At 67.7% G+C, this 10,945-nt stretch carries 12 protein-coding genes; 8 read left to right on the top strand and 4 right to left on the bottom strand.

What is annotated here, in order from left to right:
- Positions 1-41: 41 nt before the first annotated feature.
- From AC0685_RS17190 to AC0685_RS17180, 3 genes are read right to left on the bottom strand one after another with little or no spacing between them, the layout of a single operon-like run.
- Positions 42-665, bottom strand: coding sequence for a pyridoxamine 5'-phosphate oxidase family protein (locus AC0685_RS17190; protein ID WP_478226390.1), 624 nt, complete (start codon positions 663-665; stop codon positions 42-44).
- Entirely contained in the window at positions 658-1,815 is a 1,158-nt protein-coding gene (locus tag AC0685_RS17185; RefSeq protein ID WP_478226389.1) for an NAD(P)/FAD-dependent oxidoreductase, read from the bottom strand. The genes AC0685_RS17190 and AC0685_RS17185 overlap by 8 nt, the downstream gene beginning before the upstream one ends.
- Complete coding sequence (locus tag AC0685_RS17180) at positions 1,799-2,812, bottom strand: glutathione S-transferase family protein (protein ID WP_478226388.1); 1,014 nt, start codon at positions 2,810-2,812, stop codon at positions 1,799-1,801. The genes AC0685_RS17185 and AC0685_RS17180 overlap by 17 nt, the downstream gene beginning before the upstream one ends.
- A 95-nt stretch (positions 2,813-2,907) precedes the next feature.
- Between AC0685_RS17180 and AC0685_RS17175 the strand changes: the two genes are divergently transcribed.
- The 6 genes from AC0685_RS17175 to AC0685_RS17150 all read left to right on the top strand — a co-directional run bounded on the left by AC0685_RS17175 (position 2,908) and on the right by AC0685_RS17150 (position 8,779).
- Positions 2,908-4,284 (top strand): WS/DGAT/MGAT family O-acyltransferase, encoded by a 1,377-nt coding sequence (locus AC0685_RS17175; protein WP_478226387.1) that lies wholly within the window; start codon positions 2,908-2,910, stop codon positions 4,282-4,284.
- Between the two features lie 453 nt (positions 4,285-4,737).
- The gene (locus AC0685_RS17170; RefSeq protein WP_478226386.1) at positions 4,738-5,169 is read left to right on the top strand and encodes a hypothetical protein; all 432 of its coding nucleotides are present in this window, start codon (positions 4,738-4,740) and stop codon (positions 5,167-5,169) included.
- Between the two features lie 74 nt (positions 5,170-5,243).
- Positions 5,244-6,398 (top strand): PLP-dependent cysteine synthase family protein, encoded by a 1,155-nt coding sequence (locus AC0685_RS17165; protein ID WP_478226385.1) that lies wholly within the window; start codon positions 5,244-5,246, stop codon positions 6,396-6,398.
- The gene (locus AC0685_RS17160; RefSeq protein WP_478226384.1) at positions 6,395-6,667 is read left to right on the top strand and encodes a hypothetical protein; all 273 of its coding nucleotides are present in this window, start codon (positions 6,395-6,397) and stop codon (positions 6,665-6,667) included. Before AC0685_RS17165 ends, AC0685_RS17160 begins: the two co-directional genes overlap by 4 nt.
- A gap of 156 nt (positions 6,668-6,823) precedes the next feature.
- Positions 6,824-7,306, top strand: a complete 483-nt coding sequence (locus AC0685_RS17155) for a hypothetical protein (RefSeq protein ID WP_478226383.1) — start codon at positions 6,824-6,826, stop codon at positions 7,304-7,306.
- A 681-nt stretch (positions 7,307-7,987) separates the two neighbouring features.
- Positions 7,988-8,779 carry a S1 family peptidase gene (locus AC0685_RS17150; RefSeq protein WP_478226382.1) on the top strand — a complete coding sequence of 264 codons (792 nt, stop codon included), beginning with the start codon at positions 7,988-7,990 and terminating at the stop codon, positions 8,777-8,779.
- An 11-nt stretch (positions 8,780-8,790) separates the two neighbouring features.
- Here the strand turns inward: AC0685_RS17150 and AC0685_RS17145 are convergent, their stop codons facing one another.
- Complete coding sequence (locus AC0685_RS17145; protein WP_478226381.1) at positions 8,791-9,777, bottom strand: PQQ-dependent sugar dehydrogenase; 987 nt, start codon at positions 9,775-9,777, stop codon at positions 8,791-8,793.
- Between the two features lie 271 nt (positions 9,778-10,048).
- Here AC0685_RS17145 and pqqA point away from each other — a divergent pair, with 271 nt between their 5' ends.
- Both pqqA and pqqC read left to right on the top strand, forming a co-directional pair.
- On the top strand, positions 10,049-10,180 hold the full coding sequence (gene pqqA, locus AC0685_RS17140) for a pyrroloquinoline quinone precursor peptide PqqA (protein ID WP_478226380.1): 132 nt from the start codon (positions 10,049-10,051) through the stop codon (positions 10,178-10,180).
- 83 nt (positions 10,181-10,263) lie between these two features.
- Positions 10,264-10,944, top strand: coding sequence for a pyrroloquinoline-quinone synthase PqqC (pqqC, locus tag AC0685_RS17135; RefSeq protein ID WP_478226379.1), 681 nt, complete (start codon positions 10,264-10,266; stop codon positions 10,942-10,944).
- The last annotated feature ends 1 nt before the right edge of the window (position 10,945 follow it).

The raw sequence follows: 10,945 nt of genomic DNA, 5'->3' as shown, positions 1-10,945 counted from the left end.
TACCCTGAAAGTAGGGAAGGAGGCCTTCACGGACAGTGGCGTCAGTACAGGCCGGCCGAGTAGGCGGCGGGGGCGTAGTACGCCTCGAGGTCGGCCATGCTGTCGTCCGGCCGCTCGAAGGTCTTCGCGATCGCCGCCCGCGACGGCAGCGCGCCGGGCGTCCAGCTCTCCGGCGACCACAGCTTCGACCGCATGAACGCCTTCTGGCAGTGGTGGAAGATCTCGTCGATGTCGACGACCAGCGCGAGCTTCGGCCGGTTGCCCTTCACGATCATGTCGTCGAAGAACGGCGCCTCCCGCACGAGTCGCGCGCGGCCGTTGATCCGCAGCGTGTCGCCGCGGCCAGGGATCAGGTAGAGCAGCCCGACATGCGGATTCGACAGCACGTTGTGGAACCCGTCGGCACGCCGGTTGCCCGGCCGCTCCGGGATGGCGATCCGCGTGTCGTCCAGCACCAGCGTGAACCCGGCCGGGTCGCCCTTCGGCGAGACGTCGCAGGTGCCGTCGGCCGCCGACGTCGCGATCAGCACGAACGGCGACTCCGCGAGCCACTGGCGGTCCAGCTCGTGCAGCTTCGGGCGCGCCTTGTTCGCGGTCCGTTCCAGCGGCGGCGGCAGGATCTCGCGCAGCTCGGCCTCGGTGGTCACTTCGACGAACTCAGACAATGTTGTGCTCCCTCGTCACGGCCCGGTCGCCGGCGAACCGGCGGACGTCGAGCCCGGTGATGTCGATGGCCGGGACCCGCCCCAGGTAGAGGTCCCGCACGAGCTCCCCCACGGCCGGGCCCATCTGGAACCCGTGTCCCGAAAAGCCGGTCGCGTAGAAGAACCGCGACAGGTGGACGCTTTCCCCCACGATCTGGTTGCGGTCGGGGGTGACCTCGTACAGTCCGGCCCAGCCGCCGCGGATCCCCGCGTCGAGCACCCCGGGCACCCGGCGCGCGGCGATCTCGGCGAGTTCCGGCAGCCAGTCGCCCGGCTGATAGCGGGTGTCGAAGCCGGGGTCGCCGTCACCGTCGCAGAAGGACATCGCCAGGCCGGGGCCCTCGCGGTGGAAATAGAAGGCGGACGGCATCTCGATGGTCAGCGGCACGGACCCGGGCAGATCCGCGACCGGGCCGGTGAACACGACCTGCCGCCGGAACGGCCGCACCGGGAGGTCGACACCGGCCAGTTCGCCGATCCGGCCCGACCACGCGCCCGCCGCGCAGACCACGGCTTCCGTCCGCACGAAACCATCGCCGGTCCGGACGCCGGTGATCTCGTCGCCGTCGCGTTCGATCCCGACGACCTCGACGCCGGTCCTGAGCACCGCGCCGTGCCCGCGGGCCGCCCGCGCGTAGCCCTGGACGGCGGAGTCCGGGGTCGCCTTGGCGTCGTCCGGCGACCACAGTGCCGCGACGACACCCTCGGTGTCGATCAGCGGGGAGAACCGCCGCGCTTCGGCGGGCTCGACGAGGCGGCTGCGGACACCGTAGGAGTTCTGCAGTTCGGCGCAGCGCTCGAATTCGGGCAGGTCCGCGGGGTCGGTGACCAGGTACAGGTAGCCGTCGCGACGGAAGTCGATCTCGGTCCCGTACGTCTCGGCGAAGGAGGCGTACTCGGCCAGCCCTCGCAGCCCGATCTCGATGTTGACCCGGGTGGTGAACGACGACCGGATCCCGCCCGCCGCCTTCGCCGTCGAGCCCGCGCCCAGGATGTCCCGTTCGAGCAGCAGGACCGAGACCCCGGCGGCGGCGAGCCGGTACGCGCAGCTGACCCCGATGATGCCGCCGCCGATCACGACGACGTCGGTGCGCTCAGGGAGTGACTCCATCCGTGTCCCCGATCCGTTCGTCCTCGGGCGGCGGTCCCGGCGGCGTGCCGTCGCCGAACGGGCGCCCGCCCAGCTGCTCCCGGTGGTGCGGCGTCGTCCAGCCGGACAGGCCCGGTCCCAAGGGGACGATCCGGGTCGGGTTCACCTGCTCGTGCACCGCGTAGTAGTGCCGCTTGATGTGGTCGAAGTCGACGGTGTCACCGAAGCCCGGTGTTTGGAAGAGGTCGCGGGCGTAGGCCCACAGCACCGGCATTTCGGTCAGTTTGTCCCGGTTGCATTTGAAGTGCCCGTGGTAGACGGCGTCGAAGCGGACGAGGGTGGTGAACAACCGGATGTCCGCTTCGGTGATCGTGTCACCGACGAGGTAGCGCTGCTTTTCGAGCCGGTCGGAAAGCGCGTCCAGCATGGCGAAGAGCCGGGTATAGGCGTCCTCGTACGCGGCCTGCTTGGTCGCGAAACCGGCTTGGTACACGGCGGCGTTGACGTCGGCGTAGACCCCCGCGTTGACGGCGTCGATCTCGTCGCGAAGCCGCTCTGGGTAGAGGTCGGGCGCGCCGGGCCGGTGGAGGCTGGTCCATTCGGTGGACAGATCGAGGGTGATCCGCGGATGGTCGTTACTCACCAGCCGTCCGCTCGGAATGTCCACAATGGCCGGAACGCTGATCCCGCCCATGTAGTGCGGATCGGCCGCGTGATAGGCCTCGGCCAGGTACTTGATGCCGAGCACGGGATCCCGGTCGCCGGGATCGAGGGTGAACCGCCAGCTCTTCTCGTCCTGGATCGGGTCGGCCACGGCCACGCTCAGCGCGGACTCGAGGCCGAGCAACCGCCGGACGACCAGCCCGCGGCTGGCCCAGGGACAGGCCCGGCTGACCACCAGCCGGTATCTGCCCGCCTCCACCGGCCAGCCGTCGCGGCCGTCGGCGGTGACACGAGCGTCGAAATGGTTGGCGGACCGACGGAACTCACCCGTCTGCGGATCGGTCGGGATCGTCATGTGAGCCACCCTAAAGCGTGAGATGGTGGTTTCGGTGTGCGTAGACTCTGGCACCCGGCGTGTTCGCACGCCGCCGCGCGGAAGGTGGTCCGACGATGCCGTTCATGCCCGTGACCGACTCGATGTTCCTTCTCGTGGAAACGCGCGAACATCCGATGCACGTCGGCGGACTGCAACTGTTCAAGAAACCCGAGGACGCCGGCCCCGACTATCTGCGTGACGTCCGCAAGAGTCTGCTCGAGTCCGACAACATGCGCTCGGTGTTCCGGCGCCGTCCCGCCCGGCCGGTCAACACCGCCGGGCATATCGCCTGGGCGACCGACACCGATCTCGAACTCGACTACCACTTCCGCCATTCGGCGCTGCCCCAGCCCGGCCGGATCCGCGAATTGCTGGAACTCACCGGACGGTGGCACAGCACCCTGCTCGACCGGCACCGCCCCCTGTGGGAGATCCACCTGGTCGAGGGTCTCCAGGACGGCCGGTTCGCGATCTACAGCAAGATCCACCACGCGCTGATGGACGGCGTCTCGGCACTGCGGCACCTCCAGGGCACGCTGTCGGACGACCCGTTCGACCTCGACTGCCCGCCGCCGTGGGGGCGCCGCGCCAAACCGGACGGCGGCCGCAACGGCAAGGCGTCGCCCTCGGTGTTCGGCACCTTCGGCAAGACGGTCAACCAGCTCGCCGGCATCGCGCCCGCCGCGATGAAGGTGGCGCGGGAGGCGTTCCAGGAGCACACGCTCACGCTGCCGTCGCAGGCGCCGAAGACGATGCTGAACGTGCCGATCGGCGGGGCCCGCCGCTTCGCCGCGCAGTCGTGGTCGCTGGACCGGGTGCGCAAGGTGGCGACCGCCGCCGGGGTGTCGCGCAACGACGTCGTCCTCGCGATGTGCTCGGGCGCGCTGCGGGACTACCTGATGGAGCAGAACGCGCTCCCCGACGCGCCACTGACCGCGATGGTCCCGGTTTCCTTGCGGCGCAAGGACAGCGGTGACGCGGCGGGGAACAACATCGGCGCGCTGCTGTGCAACCTCGCCACCCATCTGACCGATCCGGCCGCCCGGCTGGCGACGATCAACGCGTCCATGCGGAACGGGAAGAAGCTCTTCTCGGAGCTGACCCCGCTGCAGACGCTGCTGCTGTCGGGGATCAACGTGGCCCAGCTCGGCGTGTCGCCGATCCCCGGCTTCGTGAACAACACGAAACCGCCGTTCAACCTGGTGATCTCCAATGTGCCTGGGCCACGCAAGCAGATGTACTGGAACGGCGCGGCGCTCGACGGCATCTACCCGGCGTCGGTGCTGCTGGACGGGCAGGCGCTGAACATCACGCTGACCAGCAACGGGGACAACCTGGACTTCGGTGTCACCGGCTGCCGCCGGAGCGTGCCGCATCTGCAGCGCATCCTGACCCACCTGGACACCGCGCTCGCCGAACTCGAACACGCCGTCTCCGTCCCCCGCCTTTAGGCCATTCGGCCCGTCGGCCTCCCGCCGGATGGCCGCTACCGGATCGCGGCTGTTACGTTCCGGCTCCGGAGGAGGCGCGATCAACCTTGACCGACGTCAAGCCCTCACCAGCCTGGCTGCCCGACATCGATCCTTGCCATCGCGACGAAAGCTTCCCCTCCGGACGACATCCGTTCCCGCGTCCACTCCGGAACCATGGACACCCTCGGCCTCCACGAGGCCATCGCCCAGTACTTAGTGGACAGACACCGCGTCTTCACCAGCACCGGCCAGGTCGACCAGCTCGCCGAAGCACTTCCTGACGTGGCCCTCGGATTCCGAAGGTAACCCCGCGATCCGGTTCCTTTCGGCGCGAGCGATTTCCTGCCCAACGCCAAGCAGAACAAGGTACCGCCATCCGGCAGTCATCCATCCGCCGGATGGTGACCGCAAGATCGTCGCTGCTACGTTCCCGTGCCTGTGAGAAGCACATCGGTCACTTCACGTCGCACTCGTTGGCGGGTCGCGCTCGCGGTCACCGTGCTGCTGTCTTTCGTCTTCCTGTACCTGACTCCCTGCGGAATGTCGCATTCCCACCACCACGACGAAACGGCGGAACAAGCGACAACCACCGCAGCCGATACCGAGACCGTCCACGTGTCCTCGCGGGACGGTGATACACCGGACCATCACCACACCTGCCACGGAGCAGGTGAAATGTTCTGCGCGGCGACACGCACGGCGAACGGTTTCGCCTGGCTGACCATGCTGCTGGCGGCGGTCGCCACACTCGTCATCGTGGCGGACGGCCATGGCGCGACCGGTTCACTCCGATGGCGCGTGGACAGAGATCTCGGCCGCACCGGACGGCTCGTTCTCCTGCAACTCTGCGTCACGCGGATCTGATCGGTCTCATCCCCCAGACCACAAGTCAGAATTCTTGCGCCGTATTCCCGGCGTCCGCGTGAAGTGAGAACTCGATGCCCTCCACCCTGTCGAACAACGCAGTCGTGAGCTCGTCTCGGTCCTCTACAGCACAACTGATCAGCAGCGCGCCGCGCTGCCACAATCCCGCCACCACCGCGGGCAACACCCCGGTGCTCTGGATAGATCAGCCCTTCGCCCCGCCCGGGCGCGGCTTCTGGGCCAAACTCGAAGGATTCAACCCCGGTGGCGTGAAAGACCGCCCCGCTCTGCACATGATCGCCGCGGCCAAGGAGCGCGGTGAGCTGCGCCCCGGCGCCAGGATCGTCGAGTCCACCAGCGGCACCTTCGGCCTCGGGCTCGCCCTCGCGGGCACCGTGCACCGGCACCCGGTGACGCTGGTGACCGATCCCGAGCTGGAGCCGAACATCCACCGCATGCTGACCGCCTACGGCGCACGCGTGGAGACCGTGTCCGAACCCGACCCCAGCGGCGGCTGGCAACAAGCCCGCCGCGAACGCGTTCAGGAAATCCTCGACGCGACCCCTGACGCCTATTGCCCAGACCAATACCACAATCCCGACAACATCACGGCCTACGCTCCCTTGGCGCTGGAACTGGTTTCCCAACTCGGCCGCGTCGACATCCTCGTGTGTTCAGTAGGCACCGGGGGCCACTCGGCCGGCATCTCTCAGGTACTGCGGGAGTTCTTCCCCCACCTGACTCTGATCGGCGTCGATACCATCGGGTCCACGATCTTCGGCCAGCCTGCCCAAAGTCGCTTGATGCGCGGACTCGGGTCCAGCATCTACCCCCGCAACGTCGACTACGCCGCCTTCGACGAGGTCCACTGGGTCGCTCCCGCCGAAGCGGTATGGGCCTGCCGGGCACTCGCGACCACACACCACGCCAGCGGCGGATGGAGCACGGGAGCAGTCGCCCTTGTCGCCGGCTGGGCGGCCCGAACCTGCGACCTCGACACCAGGATCGCCGCGGTGTTCCCGGACGGACCGCACCGGTACTTCGACACCGTCTACAACGACGATTACTGCGCCCACCACGATCTGCTCACCGTGCCGCCACCGTCCACACCGGACAACATCGCCCGCTCCGCCGACCGGATCGTCTCGCGCTGGACCCGCTGCGGCAACGTCGTCGACCCGATCCAAGCAACGGAAATCATGCGACCGCGGGTGGGGATTCTCCCGTGAAGCAGATCCTGAACCGGTTCACCATCAACGTCGGCTTCTCCATGCTGATGCCCCACCTCGCCGCGCACCTGTCCGGCGACCTCGAACCGGCGGCCTGGACCGTCGGCCTGATCCTCGGCGTCCGGAATTTTCCCCAGCAGGGCATGTTCCTCATCGGCGGAACATTCGCCGACCGCTTCGGCTACAAGCCCCTCATCGTCGCCGGCTGTGCCCTGCGCACCGGCGGGTTCGCACTGCTCGGCCTCGCCACTCCGTCCCGGCACTGCTGATGGCGTCCGCCGCAACCGGTTTCGCCGGGCGTTGTTCGATCCAGCCGTACGCGCCTACGTGGCACAGGATGCCGGAGAACGCCGCGTGGAAGCGTTCGCATTGTTCACCGTCTTCACCAAACCGGCATCCTGCTCGGACCCGTCATCGGGCTCGCGTTGACCAGCCTTGCCTTCCAGGTCACCTGCCTGACCGCCGCCGCGGTGTTCGCCGTGCTCACCGGGTTACAAGTCCGGTCGTTCGTACCGTTCTCGCTGGCGATGGTCGGCTCGTACGTCCTGTCGTTCCAGGTGTTTCTCGCGCTCCCGCTGGACGCCCGCCGCATCGCCGGTCCGGGCGTGGCCGGAACTGTGTTGGTGACACTGGTCTTCGCGATGTGGTGCCGGACGACGTGGAGTGCGGGCCGCCGCCTTCATACCCCGGCCTTGGCCTCCGGCGGGATCTCAGGAATGCCAACGATATCGCGATGGCTTCCACTGCTCATCTCCGCCGCGCAGCTGGCGCTGGGCACGATCGTGGTGTTTCCCTTCGAGATGGACACCATCGTCGGGGTCGGCGTCCTGCTCGGCAACCTGCTCACCGGCAGCGCGCTCGACGCGGCCGGCCACCTGGCCGCCGTTCGGTGCGATAGCCGGCGGTAGCGTCCCGCCAGGTTCGAGGTCGCGCGTGCCCGCGACGCGCACCGAGCTATGACGTCTTCACATTGCCCTGTGCCGCAACAGAGCCGCCATGAAGTCGCGGAGCCATGCTGCTGGCCTCTTGCGGCCGCTTGTCCAAGACCGTCATGCTATCGACGTGACATCCGAACCGCCGCATGCCAGGTATGCCTCGCGCCGTCGCCTTTGGCGCGACCAAGCAGGTTCTCTCACCTTATCTGTCCACATTGGATGAATTGATGGTGCCGAGAAGGCCACCTGACCGGACAGCGCCGAGTGAGCTCGGGTGACTGCCGGGCGGAGGACGTCGATGACGCCTCGCCATGCCCATCGACTGTCGGGGCATCCGGCGGAGCCACCCGTGGATTCTGCTCGATACGGTCGATGTGCGCGACCTGAACCGTGACGGGCTTCGTCGGCTAATTACCGACGTGCCGCAAGAAGAACCACTGTGCGGCGAGACCGTGCGCGAGGAGCACTCCGCACCATGGGACCTGCCCTCGCCGTCACTCACGGCGAAGGCGGATCGGATCGTGTTGATCGACGAAGGCGGGCTCGTGCCATCGGCAGTACACGGCGCCAGTGAGAGCCGTCCCCACCCACCTTTCGTGAACTTGCTTTCTGTCCCGGGCGATCCGAGCCCGGTGGATCTTAGGAGATGATGCGATGTTCGGCCGGTTTCGCGCGTTCGTCATTCTGGCAATGGCCGTCGGACTGACGATGGTGCCCGGGGGCACCGCCGTCGCGATCGAGGGTGGCGCCGAGGTGCCACCTGGCACCTATCCGTGGCTGGTGAGAGTCGGGAACCCGGAGGAGGGCTACTGCTCGGGTTCGCTGGTGTCGCCCCGGCACATCGTGTCGGCAGCGCATTGCTTCGCCAAGAAGCCCGACAAGCCCGAGGGCATGTTCGCCTACTTTCGCACCGGGCCCCAGACCCAGACGGTCAAGGTGGTTCGCGCCGAACGCCACCCGTGGGGTACGGGTGATGCCCGTACCGCCGACGTCGCGGTGGTGACGCTCGAGCGTCCGGTTCGGACCACGCCGATCAAGCTCATCGCCTCCGGCGAATTCTGGCCGACCTGGCCCGGCATGAAGCTCACGGTCGCCGGCTACGGCAGTACCGGTCAACAGCGGCCGGAGCATGCCCACGAAATGGCTTTCACCGCGGCCTACCGGTGCGCCAAGCCTGGCCCGCAATGGTTCTGCGCCGACGCGCCCCGGCAGGGGGCCGGTGTGCGCCCGGAGGACAGTGGTGCCCCCGCCTTCAGGAAGGCCCGACTTGGCGGGGGCGGCCACGTGCTGGTGGGCACGGTCAGCAACCATCGCGATCACCACACCTGGTTCACCAATCTCGCGCAGCCGCCGGTGAACGAGTGGATCCGGTTCAAGATCTTCGGCGGCTGGTCCGCGTCCCGTGACCGTGACGCGGCAAGTGTGGCCGGGGAGCCGCAGCCCTGATGGCGGTCGTGTCAGCTGCCGTCGGAGACGTACAGGCCGCCCGGCGTGATCGTGTACAGCTGGCCGTCCGGGCCCGCGACGGCGTCACGCGTGCGGCCGAGATTGGTCCAGAGCTTGCCGCCGTTGCCGTTCAGGTCGAGCTTGTACGTGCCACCCTTGAGGGACGCCATGTACAGCGAACCCTTGTAGGCCGCGAGCCCGCTCGGCGTCGCCGAGGACGTCGGCCAGGACTTGACCGGATTGGTCATCCCGGCCGTGTTGCACGGGCCTTCGCAGGTCGGCCAGCCGTAGTTCTTACCCGGCTCGATCTTGTTCAGCTCGTCGAGCCTGTTCGCGCCGATGTCGGAGACGTACAGCTGGCCGTTCGCCCACGTCAGGCCCTGGACGTTGCGGTGGCCGTAGGAGTAGACGCGGCTGTTGAACGGGTTGCCGGGCGCGGCCGCGCCGTCGGTGGTGACCCGCAGGACCTTGCCGCCGAGGGAGTTCTTGTTCTGCGCGTTGGCGCCGTTCTGGCCGTCGCCGGTACCCGCGTAGAGGTAGCCGTCCGGGCCGAACCTGATCCGCCCGCCGTGGTGATACTGCGAACCACGCGGGATGCCGGTGACGATCGGCGTCGGCGTCTGGCCCAGCTTCAGCTTGGCGATCCGGTTGTCGGAACTGGTCGTGTAGTAGATGAAGACCGTCTGGTCGGTGGCGTAATTCGGCGAGACGGCGATGCCGAGCAGGCCGGCCTCCGCGGTGACGCTCACCCCGGGGATGGTCTGGACCGTGGTGACCTTGCCCGCCTTGTCGATCTTGCTGATCGTCCTGGCGTCCTTCTGCGTGAAGACGCCGGTGCCGTCGGGCAGGAAGTCGATCGACCAGGCCTGGTTGAGGCCGCTCGCGAGCTGTCTGATCGCCTGGATCGACGGCGCTTCGGCGGCTGTGGCCGGGACGGCCGCGATCGACACGGCCGTCGCCGCGGCGAACGCGGCGGCGAGAGTACGACGTAAGGACATGGGACGCCTCCTTCAGCTACACCCCTGGAGCTCGGATGGCGGCGGTAGGCGGGTGGTCGGGGCGCACCCGTCGAGTTGGATAGAAACACACCACGGGACGAAACGGACACCACTGGATGGGCTATCGGCGGCACCGGTCGTTAACCGTTGCGTGCGCCGAGCGTGACGACCGGCCCAGCTCGATCGGCCATAGGTAGGAAACTTTACAAAATGCCGCCGGAAGTCGGTCCTTACGTCTGGTCAGAATCGGCGACGCGCTTCTAGGGTGACGGTGGCTTCGGCCCTGTTCGATCCCATGTGGACGTTAGGAGCAGAAATGATCGAGGTATGGACCACCCCGGACTTCGTCGAATACGAAACCCCCATGGAGGTCACCGCTTACGCGGCCCGCATGGAGGACTGAATGCGCATCCGGTGGTGGGGGCCGTCCCCCACCACCGCCGCCGTCCCGATCAGCGAGCACCCGGAGGCAGCACGGTGTCCCTCATGTCGTCGTCGGAGTTCATCGCGGCGTTGCGCGGGCTTTCGCACCGCTACTGGGACACCCACCCCTTCCACGTGCGGATGCACGACGGTGACCTGTCCCAGCACGAGCTGAAGATCTGGGCCGCGAACCGCTGGTACTACCAGTGCGTTCTCCCGCAGAAGGACGCGGCGATCATCAGCAACTGCCCGTTGCCGGAGATCCGCCGGGAATGGCTCGACCGCATCGTCTACCACGACGGGACGAAGGCCGGTGACGGCGGAATCGAGCGATGGCTCCGTTTGTGCGCCGCGGTCGGGCTCGACCGCGAAGAGGTTCTCGATCAGCGGCACGTCGCCCCCGGGGTCCGGTTCGCCGTCGACGCCTACGTGAATTTCGCCCGCACGAGACCTTGGCTCGAAGCGGTCGCCTCGGGGCTGACCGAAATGTTCGCCGGCCATCTCATGCAGCGGCGGGTCGCCGACATGCTGGCGCACTATTCGTGGATCGCGCCGGAGGACCTCGCCTATTTCACCAATCGCATCGACAAGGTCTCCGGTGAGGGCAAGGGGACGCTCGACATCGTCGTCCGGCACGCCGTCACCCGCGAGCAGCAGGACAAGGCGATCGCCGCGCTGTCGTTCAAGACCGACGTGCTCTGGTCGATGCTCGACGCCATCGAGCGCGCGGCGGCCAAGGAGTAGT

The sequence above is a fragment of the Amycolatopsis sp. NPDC043889 genome, assembly GCF_056435645.1.
The sequence above is the reverse complement of the archived record's forward strand: the minus strand, read 5'-3'. Positions and strand labels throughout refer to the sequence as shown.

Coding starts and splice junctions, on each gene's coding strand:
- AC0685_RS17175 (WP_478226387.1), top strand. CDS start 2,908: ATGCCGTTCATGCCCGTGACCGACTCGATGTTCCTTCTCGTGGAAACG.
- pqqC (WP_478226379.1), top strand. CDS start 10,264: ATGTCGTCGTCGGAGTTCATCGCGGCGTTGCGCGGGCTTTCGCACCGC.
- AC0685_RS17145 (WP_478226381.1), bottom strand. CDS start 9,777: ATGTCCTTACGTCGTACTCTCGCCGCCGCGTTCGCCGCGGCGACGGCC.
- AC0685_RS17180 (WP_478226388.1), bottom strand. CDS start 2,812: ATGACGATCCCGACCGATCCGCAGACGGGTGAGTTCCGTCGGTCCGCC.
- AC0685_RS17165 (WP_478226385.1), top strand. CDS start 5,244: ATGCCCTCCACCCTGTCGAACAACGCAGTCGTGAGCTCGTCTCGGTCC.
- AC0685_RS17150 (WP_478226382.1), top strand. CDS start 7,988: ATGTTCGGCCGGTTTCGCGCGTTCGTCATTCTGGCAATGGCCGTCGGA.
- AC0685_RS17185 (WP_478226389.1), bottom strand. CDS start 1,815: ATGGAGTCACTCCCTGAGCGCACCGACGTCGTCGTGATCGGCGGCGGC.